The 18,816-nt window shown below is 28.9% G+C and carries 15 protein-coding genes, 3 tRNA genes, 2 riboswitches and 1 other annotated feature; of the genes, 14 read left to right on the top strand and 4 right to left on the bottom strand.

All coding sequences use genetic code 11. The features are described from left to right. The 4 genes from ACRDBA_RS03825 to ACRDBA_RS03810 all read left to right on the top strand — a co-directional run. On the top strand, positions 1 to 687 hold a 687-nt coding region (locus tag ACRDBA_RS03825), incomplete at its 5' end, for a homoserine dehydrogenase (protein ID WP_438571603.1). 2 nt (positions 688 to 689) lie between these two features. After that, positions 690 to 1,250 (top strand): 5-formyltetrahydrofolate cyclo-ligase, encoded by a 561-nt coding sequence (locus ACRDBA_RS03820; RefSeq protein WP_438571602.1) that lies wholly within the window; start codon positions 690 to 692, stop codon positions 1,248 to 1,250. A 65-nt stretch (positions 1,251 to 1,315) separates the two neighbouring features. Next, a riboswitch (SAM riboswitch) is annotated at positions 1,316 to 1,424 on the top strand. A gap of 105 nt (positions 1,425 to 1,529) precedes the next feature. Further along, positions 1,530 to 2,813: an O-acetylhomoserine aminocarboxypropyltransferase/cysteine synthase family protein gene (locus ACRDBA_RS03815; RefSeq protein ID WP_438571601.1), complete on the top strand. Its 1,284-nt coding sequence runs from the start codon at positions 1,530 to 1,532 to the stop codon at positions 2,811 to 2,813. Between the two features lie 31 nt (positions 2,814 to 2,844). Beyond that, positions 2,845 to 4,062: a homoserine dehydrogenase gene (locus ACRDBA_RS03810; RefSeq protein WP_438571600.1), complete on the top strand. Its 1,218-nt coding sequence runs from the start codon at positions 2,845 to 2,847 to the stop codon at positions 4,060 to 4,062. A 50-nt stretch (positions 4,063 to 4,112) separates the two neighbouring features. Here the strand turns inward: ACRDBA_RS03810 and thrS are convergent, their stop codons facing one another. Then, entirely contained in the window at positions 4,113 to 6,050 is a 1,938-nt protein-coding gene (gene thrS, locus ACRDBA_RS03805; protein WP_438571599.1) for a threonine--tRNA ligase, read from the bottom strand. An 84-nt stretch (positions 6,051 to 6,134) separates the two neighbouring features. Next, positions 6,135 to 6,351: a binding site (T-box leader), on the bottom strand. A gap of 179 nt (positions 6,352 to 6,530) precedes the next feature. Between thrS and ACRDBA_RS03800 the strand changes: the two genes are divergently transcribed. After that, positions 6,531 to 6,605: transfer RNA gene (locus ACRDBA_RS03800), tRNA-Gly, on the top strand. 91 nt (positions 6,606 to 6,696) lie between these two features. Here the strand turns inward: ACRDBA_RS03800 and ACRDBA_RS03795 are convergent. Beyond that, positions 6,697 to 7,110 (bottom strand): HNH endonuclease, encoded by a 414-nt coding sequence (locus ACRDBA_RS03795; RefSeq protein ID WP_438571604.1) that lies wholly within the window; start codon positions 7,108 to 7,110, stop codon positions 6,697 to 6,699. A 194-nt stretch (positions 7,111 to 7,304) separates the two neighbouring features. Here ACRDBA_RS03795 and ACRDBA_RS03790 point away from each other — a divergent pair, with 194 nt between their 5' ends. From ACRDBA_RS03790 to ACRDBA_RS03775, 4 genes are all read left to right on the top strand, one after another. Beyond that, positions 7,305 to 7,979, top strand: a complete 675-nt coding sequence (locus ACRDBA_RS03790) for a Sec7 domain-containing protein (RefSeq protein WP_438571598.1) — start codon at positions 7,305 to 7,307, stop codon at positions 7,977 to 7,979. Positions 7,980 to 8,033: 54 nt separating this feature from the next. Continuing rightward, positions 8,034 to 8,107: transfer RNA gene (locus ACRDBA_RS03785), tRNA-Gly, on the top strand. A 4-nt stretch (positions 8,108 to 8,111) separates the two neighbouring features. After that, positions 8,112 to 8,187: transfer RNA gene (locus ACRDBA_RS03780), tRNA-Lys, on the top strand. Positions 8,188 to 8,521: 334 nt separating this feature from the next. After that, positions 8,522 to 8,629, top strand: a riboswitch (SAM riboswitch). 131 nt (positions 8,630 to 8,760) lie between these two features. Then, entirely contained in the window at positions 8,761 to 10,038 is a 1,278-nt protein-coding gene (locus ACRDBA_RS03775) for a Na+/H+ antiporter NhaC family protein (RefSeq protein WP_438571597.1), read from the top strand. Positions 10,039 to 10,072: 34 nt separating this feature from the next. Here the strand turns inward: ACRDBA_RS03775 and ispF are convergent, their stop codons facing one another. Continuing rightward, positions 10,073 to 10,543, bottom strand: coding sequence for a 2-C-methyl-D-erythritol 2,4-cyclodiphosphate synthase (ispF, locus tag ACRDBA_RS03770; RefSeq protein ID WP_438571596.1), 471 nt, complete (start codon positions 10,541 to 10,543; stop codon positions 10,073 to 10,075). A gap of 385 nt (positions 10,544 to 10,928) precedes the next feature. On the opposite strand from ispF, the gene ACRDBA_RS03765 reads away from it, so the two are divergent. From ACRDBA_RS03765 to ACRDBA_RS03745, 5 genes are all read left to right on the top strand, one after another. After that, complete coding sequence (locus ACRDBA_RS03765) at positions 10,929 to 11,513, top strand: class D sortase (protein ID WP_438571595.1); 585 nt, start codon at positions 10,929 to 10,931, stop codon at positions 11,511 to 11,513. Positions 11,514 to 11,530: 17 nt separating this feature from the next. After that, positions 11,531 to 12,526 carry an anti-sigma factor domain-containing protein gene (locus ACRDBA_RS03760; RefSeq protein ID WP_438571594.1) on the top strand — a complete coding sequence of 332 codons (996 nt, stop codon included), beginning with the start codon at positions 11,531 to 11,533 and terminating at the stop codon, positions 12,524 to 12,526. A 25-nt stretch (positions 12,527 to 12,551) separates the two neighbouring features. Further along, complete coding sequence (gene rluF, locus ACRDBA_RS03755) at positions 12,552 to 13,325, top strand: 23S rRNA pseudouridine(2604) synthase RluF (protein ID WP_438571593.1); 774 nt, start codon at positions 12,552 to 12,554, stop codon at positions 13,323 to 13,325. A 392-nt stretch (positions 13,326 to 13,717) separates the two neighbouring features. Further along, positions 13,718 to 14,449: a DUF3298 and DUF4163 domain-containing protein gene (locus ACRDBA_RS03750; protein ID WP_438571592.1), complete on the top strand. Its 732-nt coding sequence runs from the start codon at positions 13,718 to 13,720 to the stop codon at positions 14,447 to 14,449. A gap of 33 nt (positions 14,450 to 14,482) precedes the next feature. Then, the gene (locus tag ACRDBA_RS03745; RefSeq protein WP_438571591.1) at positions 14,483 to 15,859 is read left to right on the top strand and encodes an aldehyde dehydrogenase; all 1,377 of its coding nucleotides are present in this window, start codon (positions 14,483 to 14,485) and stop codon (positions 15,857 to 15,859) included. Between the two features lie 94 nt (positions 15,860 to 15,953). Here the strand turns inward: ACRDBA_RS03745 and ACRDBA_RS03740 are convergent, their stop codons facing one another. Next, positions 15,954 to 18,620, bottom strand: coding sequence for a cation-translocating P-type ATPase (locus tag ACRDBA_RS03740; protein ID WP_438571590.1), 2,667 nt, complete (start codon positions 18,618 to 18,620; stop codon positions 15,954 to 15,956). Positions 18,621 to 18,816: the final 196 nt, after the last annotated feature.

The raw sequence follows: 18,816 nt of genomic DNA, 5'->3' as shown, positions 1-18,816 counted from the left end.
GTAATAACAGGAAATAAGGGACCTATAATTTTAAAATATAAAGAATTAAAAGAATTAGCAATAAAAAACAATCTTCATCTAGGAATAGGATGCACTACAGGAGGAGCATTACCGTCTATAAATTGTGGATTTTATGATTTAGCAGGAGCTAATATAGAATTAATACAAGGTGTATTAAATGGCACTAGTAATTACATACTTTCAGAAATGCAAGAAAAAAACATAAGCTATGAGGATGCACTTAGTGAAGCAAAAAGGCTTAATATAGCTGAGGCAAATCCATCATTAGATGTAGAAGGTTTTGATACAGCATGCAAAATTATTATTTTAGGAAATGCTTTGTTGGGCAGTGATATTACATTAGAAAATATAAAAATAGAAGGAATAACGAATATAACATTAAGGGATATTCAAAAAGCTAAAAAAGAAAATAAAAAGATAAAATTAATTGGAACTGTAGAAAATAATAATGGGAATATAAATACATATGTAAATATAGAATATATAGATAATAAGCATCCATTATATTTTGTAGATTATAAAAATAAAGGTGTTTATTATAAAACGGATATTCTAGGAGATATTAGTATTATAGGTGGGGCATCTTCTACTTTAAATGCAGCAGCAGCCATACTTAGAGACTTAATAAATATTAAAAATGAAGTGTCTTATACAAGGAGTATGTAGGTATGGATAAAAAGAAAATAAGAAAAGAAATATTAAATATTAGAAATTCATTAGAAAAGAGAATTAAAGAAAGCTATGATGATAAGATATTTAATTGTTTTATAGAATCAGAGCTATACAAAAATAGTAATAATATATTTATTTACGTAAGTTATGGAAGCGAAGTTAATACAATAAAACTTATAGAAAAGTTTTTAAATGATAAAAAAAAGGTTTTTGTTCCTAAAATTCATTTTTCTACAAAAGAAATGTTTGCTATTAAGATAGAATCATTAGATATATTAGTGGAAAACAAAATGGGAATTTTAGAACCAAAGTATTTAGATAGATATATTAAGCAAGATGATTTAGATATAATTTTAATGCCAGGTGCAGTTTTTGATTTGCAAGGAAATAGAATAGGCTATGGTGGAGGATACTACGATAGGTATTTAAAAAACACTGATAAAAATAATAAAATTGCATTGGCATATTCATTACAATTAGCAGAGGAAATACCTTGTGAAAGTCATGATATTAAAGTTGACTATATAGTAACTGAAAAAAATATTAAAAAAATTTAAAATTTATGGTTGCAAAAAAAGAAAATTTCTATATAATGGAATTATAATTAAATAAATGAAGTTGGCTTTTATTAAGAATGGTGGAGGGACTGGCCCTATGAAACCTGGCAACAACTAGTATTCATTTACTAGAACTGTGCTAAATCCTGCAGATTTTTATCTGAGAAATAAAAGAAGTTTAATAGTATATTTATGCTATTTATTTTTGAGTGAGTAAGTTGCCTTTTGATTAATGGGCAACTTTTTTTATTTTTATAAAATATTAAGGGGGCATAAAAAATGAAAGATAATTGGGGAAAAGGAACTATATGTATTCAAGGGGGATATACTCCAAAGGCAGGGGAGCCAAGGGTATTACCAATATTTCAAACAGCAACATATAAATATGAGGATCCAGATCATTTAGCACAATTATTTAATTTAGAAGCTGAAGGACATTTATATAGTAGAATATCTAACCCTACAGTTTCTGCTTTAGAAGAAAAGTTTGCAAAGATACAAGGTGGTGTTGGGGCGCTAGCTACCTCATCTGGGCAAGCAGCAATATTATATGCGATATTAAATGTTTGTAAAGCTGGAGATCATATAATTTCTGCATCAACTTTATATGGAGGAACTGTTAATTTATTTACAGTTCATTTAAAAAGATTAGGAATTGAAGTAACATTTGTAGATCCGGAGGATAGTAAGGAAGAAATACTTTCTAAGGCTAAAGAAAATACTAGGGTAGTATATGGAGAAACAATAGGAAATCCAGGATTAAATATATTAGATTTTGATAAATTTTCAGAAGTGGCTAAGGAGCTTAAAGTACCGTTTATAGTAGATAATACATTAGGTACACCGTATCTTTGCAATCCATTTGATTTTGGAGTAAATGTAGTTGTTCATTCAACAACTAAATATGCAGATGGCCATGCACAAACTGTTGGTGGAATAATAGTTGATGGTGGAAATTTTAATTGGGATAATGGTAAGTTTGATGAATTTGTAGAACCAGATCCAAGCTACCATGGTTTAAAATATGCAGAAGCATTTGGAAATGCAGCATATATAACAAAGCTTAGGGTAACATTAGGAAGAGATTTAGGTGCATGCCAAAGTCCTTTTAATGCATACTTAACTAACTTAGGATTAGAAACATTACATTTAAGAATGGAAAGACATTGTTACAATGCTCTAAAATTAGCAAAGTGGTTACAAAAGCACCCAAGAGTAAATTGGGTTAACTATCCCTATTTAGAAGAAAGCTCTCAATATGATAAAGCTAAAAAGTACTTAAAAGAAGGTGGAAGTGGAATACTTACTTTTGGGTTAAAGGGAACTTTAGAAGAGGCAAAGATATTTACTAAGGAATTAAGCTTAGTAGCATTAGTTGTTACATTAGGGGATGCAAGAAGTTGTATTTTACATCCAGCAAGTACAACTCACAATCAATTATCAGAAGAAGATCAAAAAGCAAGTGGAGTAACACCAGATATGATGAGAGTATCGGTTGGAATAGAAGATATAAATGATATTATTAGAGACTTTGAAAATGCTTTTAGTAAAATAGACAAATAGATTATGACAAAAAAAGTTAGGAGGACGTTTTATGATTAAGATAGCTGTTTTAGGGTATGGTGTTGTTGGAAGTGGATTAATTGAACTAGTAGATAAAAATAGAGAAATAAGCAAAATAGATGCAGTAATAACAAGTATATTAGTTAGAGATATAAAGAAACATAATGAAAAAAAACATAGTGAGGTTTTAACAACAGATATTCAAGAATTATTTTCAAAAGAAAGTGATGTTATCATTGAAGTTATGGGAGGATTACATCCAACTTATGAATATGTTAAAAGAGCTTTGCTTGAAAAGAAAAATGTAATAACAGCTAATAAAGATTTAATAGCTGAATATGGAGAAGAGTTATTTAAGATAGCTAAGGACAATAATGTTCAATTAAAGTTTGAAGCAGCAGTAGCGGGGGGAATACCAGTTATAAAGGCTTTAACAGAATCTTTAGCAGGAAATGATGTAAATGAAATAAGGGCTATATTAAACGGGACAACTAACTTTATATTAACTAAAATGCAAAATGAAGAAATAAGCTATGAAGATGCTTTATTAGAGGCTCAAAGGCTTGGATTTGCAGAGTCAAATCCAGAGGCAGATGTTATGGGGTATGATGCAGCAAGAAAGCTATCAATTCTTTCAACATTAGCCTTTAATAAAAAGGTTTTTTGGAAGGACCAATTAATTGAGGGAATAACTAATATAGATTTATTAGATTTTAAATATGCAGAAAAGGTTAATTGTAAGGTTAAATTAGTAGCTAGTAGTATAAATAATGAAGATGGAGTATTTGCTACTATAAGGCCTACTTTAGTTCCAAATGATAATGTTCTTTCTTTAATAAATAATGAATTTAATGCAGTAGTACTTAATGGAGATTCAGTAGGAGAAGTAGTTTTAACAGGAAAGGGAGCAGGAAAGCTTCCAACAGGAAGTGCTGTATATGCAGATTTATTAGATATAGTTAAAAAAAGAGGGTTAGATATAGAAGCATTTAATTCTGAAAAAATTGAGATAAATACAGTTTTAAGAGAAAGTTGTAGTGCAGTACTTAGAATAAAAACTACTAATCAAGAAGAAGTAATAAATTCGTATAATAATTTATTTGATAAGGTAGAAGTATTACAAGTTGAAAATGATGAAGAGGTAGCTTTTTTTATAAGTGATAAATCAGAAGAAATAATAAATTCAAAGATTAATTTGATTAAGGAAAATAGATTTGTAAAAGATATTAAAAAAATGATTAAATTATAACGTATATAAGAAAAACGTACATCTTGAAAAAGATGTACGTTTTTTATATATTACTTTTCTCTATTAGCAATTTCTAATATTAATCTATTTTTAAGTTCAGTAGCTGAAATAGCTCCTTCTTCTCCATTTTTTCTACTTCTTACAGCAACTTCGTTATTAGCAGCTTCTTTTTCACCAACAACTAAGATATATGGAATTCTTTCAAGTCTAGCTTCTCTGATTTTATAACCTATTTTTTCAGCTCTATAGTCAGCAGTTATTCTTATACCAGCATTTTTAAAATCTTTAACTATTGAATCAGCATAGTCATTGTATTTGTCTGATATAGGAAGTACTATAGCTTGAGTAGGTGATAACCAAGTTGGGAAAGCACCAGCATATTTTTCTATAAGCATTGCTAAAGTTCTTTCATAGCATCCAATTGATGATCTATGGATAATAAATGGAGTTTGTTTGTCACCATTTTTATCAATATAACTCATTCCAAATCTTCCTGCTAAAGCAAAGTCTATTTGAACTGTTATTATTGTGTCTTCTTTTCCATGAACATTTTTAAATTGGATATCAAGCTTTGGACCATAGAAAGCAGCTTCACCTTCAGCTTCTTTGTAGTCTAGGCCTATATGATCTAAAATGTTTTTCATTAATGATTGAGTCTTTTCCCAATCTTCAGGAGCTCCAATATACTTTTCCTTGTTTTTTGGATCCCATTTTGAGAATCTATATGATATATCTCCATCAATTCCAAGTGTAGTCATTATGTGATTTATTAAATCAACACATCCTCTGAATTCATCTTCTAATTGTTCAGGAGTACATACTATATGACCATCAGCAAGTGTAAATTGTCTTACACGAATTAATCCATGCATTTCTCCTGATGATTCATTTCTACATAAAGTAGCAGTTTCAGCATATCTTATTGGTAACTCTTTATAACTATGTTGCTCAGCGTTATAAATTGAGAATTGGAATGGGCAAGTCATTGGTCTTAGAGCAATAACTTCAGAATCCTTTTCTTCATCACCTAAAACAAACATACCATCTTTATAATGATCCCAGTGTCCTGATACTTTATATAAATCATTTTTAGCCATGTTAGGAGTTTTAGTTAATACATAACCTCTTTTTTCTTCTTCATCTTCAACCCATCTTTGAAGAGTTTGAACGATTTTTGCTCCCTTAGGCATTAATAAAGGTAATCCTTGACCAATGTTTTCATCAGTAGTAAATAATTTAAGCTCTCTTCCTAATTTGTTATGGTCTCTCTTTTTAGCTTCTTCTAATGCTTCTAAGTGAGCATCAAGGTCAGCTTTCTTTAAGAATGCAGTTCCATATACTCTTGTAAGCATCTTATTTTTTTCGTCACCTTTCCAGTAAGCTCCAGCGCTTCTAAGAAGTTTAATTGCTTTTACTGATTTTAATGACATAAGATGAGGCCCTGCACATAAGTCAGTGAAATCACCCATTTTGTAGAATGAAATAATTTCATCTTCACCTAAATCATTTATTAATTCAACCTTATATGGTTCGTTAGCTTCTTCCATTAATTTAATAGCTTCTTCTCTTGGTAATTCAAATCTTTCTATTGAAGGATTTTCTTTAATTATTTTTCTCATTTCATCTTCAATTTTATCTAAATCTTCAGATGAGAAAGAACCATCTAAATCAAAATCATAATAGAAACCATTAGTTATTGAAGGTCCTATAGCTAATTTAGCATTAGGATATAATCTTTTAACTGCATAAGCTAAAACATGTGATATGCTGTGTCTTAATGCATCTTTTCCTTCTTCAGAATCAAATGTGCAGATAGCAAGTTCTGAATCCTCATTAATTACATAACGTAAATCAACAACTTCGTTATTTACAATACCACAACATGCGTTTCTAGCTAGACCTTCACTTATTGATTTAGCTGCTTCAAGTACTGAAACACTAGAATCAAATTCTCTTATTGAACCATCTTTTAAAGTAATTTTTATCATAAAAATTCTCCTTTCAATCTCTGTAGTTTATTTTTAAATATAAAAAAAAGCTCACGTCACAATTTCCTAGAGTATAAAACTAGAAAAAGGGACGAGAGCGTAAAATTCCCGCGGTTCCACCCTTAATTACCTAATATAAATTAATTAGGTCACTTAAGTATTATCGTAACGTGATATGACGGACTGTATTAAAGTCGCTCAGAGGTGGTTTTCAACTATTTCCATATAAAATTACTTTCACCAAACGTAATTTCTCTCTGAAAATGAAATATTAGTTTACTCTTCTCTTCAATGCTTTTCATTATTTAATTTAAATTATAATAATTTAGTATATTAATGTCAATAAGAAAAGGTTAGTAGAAATAGATAAAAAAATATATAAATTTAGCGATATGTTTTAATTTACAATTACCAAATATTTCTATATAATTAAAACTATAGATTAGCGTTTAAATCATATAGAAATATTCGTTAATATATGCGGAAATGACTCAACGGTAGAGTGTCACCTTGCCAAGGTGAAAGTTGCGGGTTCGAATCCCGTTTTCCGCTCCAAAGGAACGCAAGATGTTGTGTTCTTTTTTAATTTAGAAAAATAATAAAAAAGGTGATATAAAATCACCTATATTGAATATTTAGTTAAATTTTAGCTAATATTACTATTATGGAAAAGACGTTCTAGTTCTATATCCTCTAAGAGTGAGTGAGAATATATCTTTCCACCCATAAGGCTTTTAATAATGTCATCTTTACAGTAGCCTTCTTTATATAATTTTAAATCTTTTAATAGTCTCTTTAGAGAGCTATTCGGAAGCTGTAAAATTATTAAAATTTCTTTAGCTGTATAATGACTTTTTGGTAAAAGCTCGTACAATTTATCTTGAAGTTGAAGTTTATATTTTAAGTCAGCTTCTGCGCAGTGATGAGGACCATTTTTTCCTCTATGATGAAAAGCGCAAAGATACTTATAGTTTAATTCAAAATCGTAGCCACCTTCGTGTCTGTGGACAATATGATGAATGTCAGCTGGTGCTCCGCAAATTTCACAGTGGTACAAAATTATGCCCCCTTTTATAATATCTTTACATTTATTATACGGTAAAAATATTTTAAATTCAAACTTAACATTAGTAAAAATCTGAATATTTATTCAAATACAAGCTTTGAATAACCTTTTATATAAAAATAAAATACTTGAAAAAGTGGTACTATATACTATATAATATATTATATATATGAAAGAAAGGTGATAATATGAGACAAAATTATGACACATTTGATTATTGGGAAGGTTTAATAAGTGAAAACAAAACTATAAGAGGTCATATGTTTATGGATGAACAACCAAGTGAAAAAAGTCTCTATATTCATACTTTAGTTTTTTGTAAGAACAATGGATTAGATAACATATGGGGGTACTTTCCTAATGAAAAAGCACTTTTAGGTTATATCCAATATTCTTTTTTACAAGAAGCATTTTATAAATGGATATATGGAAAGAATAGATTAGTAGTAAATATTCCTAATGTTCCTGTAGAAAGAATAATAAGTGATGGTGAAAAAAATAAGGCAATATCAAAGGATACGGCTGATAAGATGAGAGAAAGTATAGAAACGCTAAAGAAGTGTTGGAAGTTACCTAATGAAAAAGTCATTCCAGAGCTAATGAGATTTGCAAGAAAATTTAATAGAACTTGGTATGGAGATCAAACAGAGTTCTTATATATAAAAGTATTTAATACAGCTGAAGAACTTGGAGATTTTGTAGTAAACTCAAGTTATATGACAACTACTGCAGAGAATTTTAAAACTAAAACTAAAATGACTATAGAAGATTGGAAAAATATGTGCAGAAAAGTTGGATTAGACAGAAATGTTAGTGATGAATTTAGAGAAATATTAATAAAAAACCTTACAGAAGTAATATAAGAATTATTGACAATAATTATGAAAAGATATATAATGATTATTGTCAATATATAAGCGGGTATCGTATATCGGTAATACTCCAGCCTTCCAAGCTGAAAAGGTGGGTTCGATTCCCACTACCCGCTCCATTATGCGTTATTAGCTCAGTTGGTAGAGCACCTGACTCTTAATCAGGGTGTCCCGGGTTCGAATCCCTGATGACGCACCAATCAAAAGGATTAGTTTAAGCTAATCCTTTTTTATTTTATATAAAATTATAATAACTTAAAATTTATTTATAGATTTATAAAGATAGTAAAATGATAGTTTGAATAATAGATTTTATGGTAAATCAGAATGAACTATTATAGGAAATAAGTTTATTTATATAAAATAAAAAAAGTGCCATAAGGCACTTTTAACATAAGGATTGGGGGATTAGGACTTGGGAATCCTATACTTAGATTATGGACCTAATAAACAGTTTATATTCAACAATTAAAAAAAATATTGACAATATAATTACAAGTTGTTAATATTACTTTATAAAATTTAAGAATGATATCTTATCAAGAGAGGTGGAGGGACTGGCCCTATGAAACCCAGCAACCAAAAACAGTCATTAGTTTTTATGGTGCTAAATCCTGCAGGTATATCCTGGTAGATAAGAGGTGAATTATATACTTTTTTAATGTGTAATGTAAGCTTCTGAATCTATCAGAGGCTTTTATTTTTATATATAAAGGCTTTTATTACTAAGAGAAAAGATGATAAGAATTATTTAATCTTAGGAGGAAAAGAGATGAATAAAAAAGGTAGTGGATTTGCTTTAATACCATTAGGTGTTTTTTTAGTGGTTTATTTAGGAGCATCATTAATTGCAAAAGATTTTTATGCTGTATCTGTTATAGTTCCATTTTTAGCAGCAGCATTAACAGCGATAATAATGAATAGGAAAGTAAATTTAGATGAAAAAATAAATATTTTTTGTAAAGGCGCAGGAAACAGTAATATATTATTAATGGTATTGATATTTATATTAGCTGGTGCATTTGCTCAAGTAGCTAAGGATATGGGAGCTGTTGATTCAACTGTTAACTTAGGGTTATCATTACTACCAAGTAGTTTATTAATACCTGGTATCTTCGTAATAGCATGTTTTATAGCATTATCAGTAGGTACTTCAATGGGTACTATTGTAGCATTAGTTCCAATTGCAGTAGGTATATCAGATAGAACAGGTATAGCAGTAGCATTAGCTGTTGGAGCAGTTGTAAGTGGAGCTATGTTTGGGGATAACTTATCAATAATATCAGACACAACTATTGCAGCTACAAGAACACAAGGATGTGAAATGAAAGATAAGTTCAAAATGAACTTTAAGATAGTTTTACCGGCAGCGATAATAACATTTATTACATTTATGGTTTTAACAATGAATGCAGATGTTACTAGTGTTGAAGCTTTAGAGTTTAGTTTAATAAAAATAGTGCCGTACATAGTTGTAATAGCATCAGCTTTATTAGGAGTAAATGTTATATTAGTATTATTAAGTGGAATCTTAATTTCAGGAGCTATAGGATTCTTAACAGGAAGCTTTGATTTATTAGGATTTTTTGGATCAGTCTCAAATGGAATAAGTGGAATGAGCGAACTTATAATAATTTCGTTATTAATAGCAGGAACTATAGAACTAATTAAGTTTAACGGTGGTATAGATTTTATATTACATAAAGGAATGAAGAACTTTAAAAGTAAAAGAGGCGCTGAATATGGTATAGCAGCATTAGTAAGTTTAGTTGACGTATGCACTGCAAATAACACAGTTGCTATAGTTACAGTAGGTCCTATCGCTAAAAATATATCAGATGAATATGAATTAGAGCCAAAAAGAGTAGCAGGTATAATGGACATGTTCTCATGTGCATTCCAAGGGGTTATACCATATGGTGCACAACTTATATCAGCAGCAGGATTAGCAGCAATATCACCATTTGAAATAATGGGATATTTATTCTATCCATACTTAATGGGTATATGCGCAATAATTGCAATATATCTTTATTGGAGAAAAAAATAATATAAAAAATAAAAGCTTTGCAATTGCAAAGCTTTTATTTAGTTAGCAAACAAATACTTTGAGAAGATATTCCTTCACCAGTACCTGTAAAGCCTAAACCTTCTTCAGTTGTAGCTTTTACATTTATCTGATTTAAATCTATTTTTAAAGCAGATGCTATGTTTTCTCTCATAGTAGGTATGTGAGGAGCCATTTTAGGTTTTTGAGCTATTATTGTTGAATCAATATTGTTAATTGAAAAACCATTGCTATAAAGTAATTCCCCAACTTCTTCTAAAAGCTTTATACTAGAAATTCCTTTGTATTTTGGATCTGTATCTGGAAAGTGCTTTCCGATATCACCAAGAGCAGAAGCTCCTAATAATGAGTCCATAATTGCATGAATAAGAACATCGGCATCAGAGTGACCTAATAATCCCTTTTCATATTGTATTTTTACTCCACCTAGTATTAAGTCTCTTTCTTCTACTAAACGGTGCACATCGTATCCCAATCCTATTCTCATTTGATCACCTCTAAATAATTTATAAATATAGTTTATCACAAAAATATATTTATATCAGTTGTTTTAGAAAAGGATTAAGCTACAGTACCTTTTTAAATTTATAGACATTTGATTTAGAGATTTCATACTTTTTGGAATTACGGTTATACAGAGAATATAAAAAAGTTCTAAATTTTAAATTGATAAGAGATAAGATGTGAAATCTATTTGTGTTTATACGTTTTTTGGTAAAAACAAAATCAACATAGATAATTTTTTTCTTCATAAAACCACCCTTTAAAAGTGCAATTTTTCTTTTAAATAATAATATTTACTTCAAATATAATCATAATGTTTATGTTATAATATATGTGAAAAATCAATAATTGTTATTGGAGGATGGGGTATGAAGGAAAAGTTTAGACGTGGAATTGGATTAATTTTAATAGTTGTTGGTGTATTTTTAATAGGAACAACGCTATACAAAAAGGCTGAAACAGCTAAAAAGCAAAAAGAGTTACAAAACGTTCTACAAGATGTTATAAAGGATGAAGGAACATCAGATCCAAATAAGGTAGTTAGCATAGATGGATATACTCCAATTGCTATGATGGAAATACCTAGTATAGGGTTATCACAAGGTATTATTGATGGTGTTACAGATGATGCGCTACAATATTTCTTAGGTCATTTTGAAACATCAGTAGGGCCAGGGGAAAAAGGAAATTTTGCTGTAGCAGGTCATAGAGTATCTAATTACTCAGAAGCATTTGTTAATTTATACAAGGCTGAAATTGGTGATAAAGTTATAGTTAAGGGAAATGGAAAAGAGTTTACATATGAGATAACAGAAAGTTTTATAGTTCAACCAGATAGAGTTGATGTTTTAGAAGAAACAGAAGAGCCTACAATTACTTTAGTTACATGTACAGTTGGAGCTAAGGAAAGGTTGATAGTTAAAGGAAAGTTAGTATCAACTAAGGATATGTAGAATATGGAGGGGTAAAAATGAGTAGTTTTGAAAAAGATAAATATAAATTTTCATTACATAAATCCAATGGATTAGTTAGTAGTGATACCATTGAAGAAAGAAAAAGACAGGCTATCGATTTAATAGAAGAGCTTATGGAATATAACGTATTGCTAAAGGATTTAGTTTCAGATTTACCCTCCTACAGTATAAGAAATACTATTTTAAATATTTCATATTCTATAATACAAGAAGTAGATATATACGAATATATAGATGAAAAGAAAAGGTTACCTATAGCAAAGCTAGTGAAGATGATGCCAATAGGCAGAAACTTCTTTGAAGAATGGAAGGATTATATATTAGCTTATTTAATTATAATATCAAATCCTAAATATAAGGATATTCAAGATTACTTAAGTGTAGAAGAAAATATTAATATATTAGGTGCAGATGAAATAAGACAAAATAAGGATGTTTCAGAGTATCAAGGCTTAGTAATATGTAAAAAAAGAAAAAATGCTATAATTTTAACTTCTAATGGAGAGTTTAAGATTATAGTTTTAAATGAAGATATGGAAGTTGGAGAAGAAGCTATTGGTTCTGAGAAAAAAACATTAAAGCACTATAAGTTACAAGCCTCTATACTTTTAGCGCTTATAACATTTACTATTATTATATTGGGGTTTTCTTATAAATTTGTAAGGACAACCTTGATAATACAAACAACGTCAGAAATAAGGGTTGATGTTAATAGGTTTAATAGGATAGTTAAGGTAATTAGTCCTACTGATAAAGGTCAAGAAATGATAAAAAAATTATCAGTAGTAGATAATGATTTAGATAGTTCATTATATGACATGTTTAAGTACATAGAAAAAAATGAGATGATTCCACAAGATGGGATTGTAATTACTGTTATAGGGCATGCTATAGAATACGGGACTTTGAGTAAAACGGAAAAATTAATTGAAGACAATGATATGGATGTAAAGTTTAATAATTCAGGAAATGAGCATAAATTTAATCCATAAAGACATTAATGCGAGGATGAGAATAATGCAAAAAAAGAATGAACCTATCATAGTTCATAATGATAGAGGGAATGAAACAAGATTAAATAAATTTATAAGTGAAACAGGAATATGTTCACGTAGAGAAGCAGATAAGCTTATAGAATGTGGCAAAGTTACTATTGATGGTGTAAAGGCTACTATGGGAACTAAAGTATCACATGGGCAAGTAGTTAAGGTAAATGGAAAGGCCATTAATAAGGTAGAGGAATTAGTTTATATAGCTTTAAATAAGCCTGTTGGAATTACATGTACTACAGAGAAAAAAATAAAAGGAAATATTGTTGATTTTGTTAATCATAAAAAGAGAATTTTTCCTATTGGAAGACTTGATAAGGATTCACAAGGATTAATTTTATTAACTAATGATGGGGATATAGTAAATAAAATTTTAAGAGCAGGAAATAATCATGAAAAAGAATATATAGTAACAGTAGATAGACCTATAGATGAGAGATTTATTAAAGGAATGTCAAATGGAGTTAGAATCCTTGGTACTGTAACTAAAAAATGCTTTGTTAAAAAAGAAGGTAATAGAACCTTTAGAATAATATTAACACAAGGTATGAATAGACAAATAAGAAGAATGACAGAAGTATTAGGATATAATGTTGTAAAGCTTGAAAGAGTCAGGATTATGAATATTAAGTTAGATAAAATGAAGATTGGATCATGGAGAAATTTAAGTGTTGAAGAACTTAAAGGTATTAATGATTTAATTTCAACATCAGGAAAAACTAAAGAAGTAGATAATGTGTAAGATAGGAATCCCAAAAGAAAGGGATTCTTATTTTTTTTGTTAATTGTTTATATAAAGTATATATAATTTCGACATAAAGTGAAGGAAACATATAAACAAATAATTTATTGATAAAAGTTATCCACTAATATTAATGAAAGTTTATGAAAATAATCCACAGCCTTCAAAGGTAGTGGGACAAGCGTTTGAGGAGAAAAAGTCAAAAAAATATAAAAAAAACCATAGGTTGTCTAAGGCAGAAAATGGATGTTACTCACATAATCCACATGGGCTTGTGGATAACTTGTTAAAAAAATGTTGATAGTAATGTTAATAATTGTACACATTCTGTAGATAATAATAAAAAAGGTATATTTTTTATTTTAAAATGTAAAATAAGGAGGAACTGTAGAATGAGAGTATACAAGAGGTTTATACTATTTTTTTTATTGATAATAGGAGTTGTCCACATTTCCACAGGTGCCCTGTTGATAAATTTTGAGGGGGATTTTGTCGAAAAAGTAAAAGTTGTGGATAAAAATATACAGAAAGATTATAACTATTTGAAGATTGATGTCAAAATACCTCAATTAGAGGGCTTGGGTAATAAGGATGAAGAAAAGTCTATAAATACTAAAATATATGAAAAAACTAATCTGTGGATAAGTGATGTGGAAAGTTTAGCAAAGGAGTATTTTGACGAATCTAAGAATGAAAAACCTACATTTCCATATGAATTAAAAGCTATCTATAAAGTTAAAAATGTCGAAAATGTTTTAAGTCTTTATATAGATTATTATCAATTCACTGGTGGAGCACATGGAATAACTAGTAGGATACCATATAATATTAATATAATCACAGGAAAAGAACTAAAATTAAAAGATTTATTTAAAAAAGGATATAATTATGCATTAATTATCAATAGTGAAATAGAAAAGGAAATTAAAAAAAACCCAGAAAATTATTTTACTGGCAAAGATGGGTTTAATGGAATAAAGGATGATCAATTATATTATTTGGATAACGGAGATTTAGTAATACATTTTGGATATTATGAAATAGCACCGTATGCCGCAGGAATGCAAGAATTTAAGATATCAAAAGATATATTTAAAGATAATTTCATATATGATAAACTTTAAAATAAAAAGTAATTTTAACATATAGGAGTAAATATGGAGGATTTATTAGAAGCATTTAATAAGCAAAAAGAATTTTTCAAGGAAAGAAGTACAAGAGATATTGATTTTAGGATTAATGCTTTAACTACTTTAAAGGATGTAATAAAGCTAAATGAAAACAAAATATTTGAAGCTTTAAGAAAAGATCTAGGAAAATCTGATTTTGAATCATATGCAACAGAAATAAGTATAGTTTATGATGAAATAAATATGCATATTAAAAATATTAGAAAATGGTCTAAAAGGAAAAAAGTTAAAACACCAATAATACATTTCCCAGCTAAGAGCTACATATATGAGGAGCCGTATGGAGTAACTCTTATAATTGGACCATTTAATTATCCTTTTCAACTTTTGTTTGCACCTCTTGTAGGAGCTATTTCCGCTGGAAATTGTGCAATGCTAAAACCATCAGAGCATACTGTAAATACGTCTAGATTAATAGAAGAATTAATAAATACAAATTTTAATAGCGATTTTATTAAAGTAATAAATCCATTAGGAGGAAAAGAAGTAGTATCATCATTATTAGATTTAAATTTTGATTATATATTTTTTACTGGGAGTGTTCAGGTTGGAAAAATAATAATGGAAAGAGCATCAAAAAATTTAATCCCAGTTACATTAGAGTTAGGTGGAAAAAGTCCTTGTATAGTTGATAAAGATTGTAAAGTTGAAATAAGTGCAAAAAGACTAGTATGGGGAAAATTTTTAAATGCAGGACAAACTTGCGTAGCTCCAGATTACTTATATGTTCATAAGGATATAAAGGAAATGTTTTTAGAAGCTTTAGTCAGAGAAATAAAAAAACAGTTTGGAGAAAAGGTTAAGGAAAGCAGTGATTTTCCAAGAATAATAAATACTTCAACTGTAAAACGATTAAAAAGATATATGGATGATGGGATAGTTTATTTTGGTGGATCTTATGATGAAGAAAATTTATATATAGAGCCAACTATAATAACTGATGTAAAGTCAGATGGAAAAATAATGAGTGAAGAAATATTTGGACCTATATTGCCTGTTATGGAATTTGAAGATATAGATGATGTTATAAAGTATATAAATTACAAGGAAAAGCCTTTAGCATTATATTATTTTTCTGAAAACAAAAAAAATATAGAATATGTTTTAAGAAATACTACAGCTGGAGGAGTAACTATAAATGATACTATAATACATGTTGCATCATCATATTTACCATTTGGTGGAGTTGGAAATAGTGGGGTAGGTTCATATCATGGAAAGGCTAGTTTTGACACATTTAGTCATAGAAAATCCATTATAAGAAGGGGGACATTTTTTGAATTACCAATAAGGTTTGCGCCATATAAGGATAAAATTAATATATTAAAGCTTTTAATGAAATAGGAAGATTATAATATATTAGTTTAAGTATAATTAAGCACCAAGCAAGAAGTTTAAACATTGCTTGGTGCTTTTAAGTTTAAGTATAATTTTTATATTAAGCTATGTTTTCTAGCTTTTCTTGACTAGTACTAGTAACATTGCTTTGTGATGATTTAGATACTAGTATATTTTCTCTTACTACCTTAAATAATTGAATCATTAGTGTAGGGGCAAAAGCTAAAAGATATATTAGTGATACTTGAGAAATATTTAATATAGCTACTTCAAATAATCCTTGAAGGAAAGGTATAAATAATACTGCATTTAATAAAACTAATCCTATACCAAATGCTATCCAACTATATTTGTTAGCAAATACTCCTAATTTAAATATAGATCCATTTCCTCTGCAATTAAATCCATGGAATAATCTAGCTAAGCATAATGTTGAAAAGGCCATAGTTGAGGCAACAAATTCATCTGTTTTTAATCCTATGTGGAATGCAGCTAAAGTAAAGATACCGATAATTAATCCTTCTATCATAACTTGATACATGAAATCCTTAGATAAGATAGAATCTTTACTGTTACGAGGTTTTTCATTTAATAAGTCAGTATGTGATTTTTCCATTCCTATAGCAATAGCAGGTAAGCTATCAGTTAAAAGATTTATAAATAATAAATGTACTGCAGCAAATGGCATTGGAAGTGCCATAAGTGATGCATAAAGCACAGCTATTATTCCAGAAGTATTACCTGATAATAAAAATTTAATTGAGTTTTTAATATTGCTATATATGTTTCTACCATTTGTAATTGATTTAACTATAGTTGCAAAGTTATCATCAGTTAAAACCATTGATGCAGCATCCTTTGATACTTCTGTACCTGTGATTCCCATTGCAATACCTATATCAGCTTGCTTTAAAGCAGGAGCATCGTTAACACCATCACCTGTCATTGCGACTATTTGTCCCTTTTCTTGCCAAGCTCTTACTATTCTAATTTTATGCTCTGGTGATACACGAGCATAAACAGAGATATTTTCTATATTTGCTTTTAGTTCTTCATCAGACATTTTATCAAGCTCTAGACCTTGAATAGCTCTATCTCCATCTTCTAGTATTCCTATTTGTCTAGCAATAGCAGAAGCAGTGATTTTATGGTCACCAGTTATCATAACAGGCTTTATTCCAGCTATTTTACAGTTAGCTACAGCTAAAGCTGATTCTTCTCTAGGTGGATCTATCATAGAAATTAATCCTATAAATGTATAGTCACATTCATCACTTAAAGCAACTTCATTGCTTGCATCAAATTCCTTGTAAGCAAATGCTAAAACTCTAAGTCCATTTTCAGATAGATGTTTATTAGCATTTATAATATTTTGCTTGTCCTCATATGAGATTTCTCTTACACCAGTTGAAGTTTTAATAAATTTAAGTCTTTCAAGTAATACATCAAAAGCGCCTTTAGTAAACATTAAATTTTTATTATCAAAGCTATGAAGTGTACTCATTAATTTTCTATCAGAATCAAAAGGTAATTCACCTAATCTCTCAAAGTTAGCTCTTAATGAAGATTCATCTAAGTTAAATTTATGTCCTAAGTTAACAAGAGCAACTTCAGTTGGATCTCCAAGTTCAATTCCATCTTTTGAAGTAGAATCATTACATAAAATAGAACTATTAACTAAATAATTTTCTACTGAAATGTTTAAATCTAAATCGTCTGAGTTTATAAGCTTATTATCTACAAATACTTTTTTTACTGTCATTTTATTTTGAGTTAATGTACCAGTTTTGTCAGAACAAATAACTGAAACACATCCAAGACCTTCTACTGCTTTTAATTTTTTTATAATAGCATTTTCTTTAGCCATTTTTTGAGTTCCAATGGCAAGAACTATAGTAACAATAGAGCTTAAAGCTTCAGGTATTGCTGCTACAGCAAGGGCAACAGCAAACATTAATGAATCTACTATAGGAGTCCCCCTATAAAGGGAAATACCAAATATTAATGCACAAATAGATAATATTATAATTGCTAATTTTTTGCTGAAATCATCAAGGTTAGCTTGTAATGGAGTTTTCTTTTGTTGAGTTTGTTCCATTAAATTTGCTATTTTTCCTAGTTCAGTATCCATACCTGTGCTTGTAACTATAATTAATGCTCTACCATAGGTAACTAAAGAACCAGAGAAAACCATATTTTTTTGATCCCCTAAGGCAAGTTCTTCTTTATCTATTTTTTCACTAAATTTACTTACACTTTCTGATTCGCCAGTTAAGGAGCTTTCATTTACTTGAAGTGAAAAGCTTTCATATACTCTACCATCAGCTGATATTAAATCACCTGCTTCTAAAATCAGGATATCACCTGGAACTACATCTTTAGATTGGATTTCTATTTTTAAACCATTTCTATATACCTTTGCAGATGGAGATGACAATGCTTTTAAGCTTGCTAATGATTGTTCAGCTTTAAAGTGTTGTACAGTTCCTAAAATAGCATTAAGAATAATTACTGCAAATATAACAAGTGTACTTTCCACGTTATCCGTAAACATTGATATAACTGCAGCTACAAGTAATATGCATACTAATAAATCCTTGAATTGACTAAAAAATACTTTGATTAATGAATCTTGTTTTTTCTCTTTTAATAAGTTATATCCATATTTATCGAGATTTTCTTTAACTTGAACATCTGATAGGCCTTCTTTAGAAAGGTTAAAATCATTCATAACCTCAGTAGTAGATTTAGAAAAATATTGTTTCATATAATTTCCCCCTTTTTAAATAAATCTATAAATAAATATAAAATTTTATTTTTGTTGTTTATATTTTTTAACTAATTTGTATGTGATAAAAATAAGTATTAATAATCCGATTAATATAGCAATCACACTATATTGTTTTAGAACTTTTTGTATTAAATCTGTATTTTCTCCTAAGAAATATCCTAAGGATATTAAA

Source organism: Clostridium sp., from assembly GCF_051654825.1.
In the GTDB taxonomy this organism is placed as follows: Bacteria; Bacillota; Clostridia; order Clostridiales; family Clostridiaceae; genus Clostridium.
The sequence above is the reverse complement of the archived record's forward strand: the minus strand, read 5'-3'. Positions and strand labels throughout refer to the sequence as shown.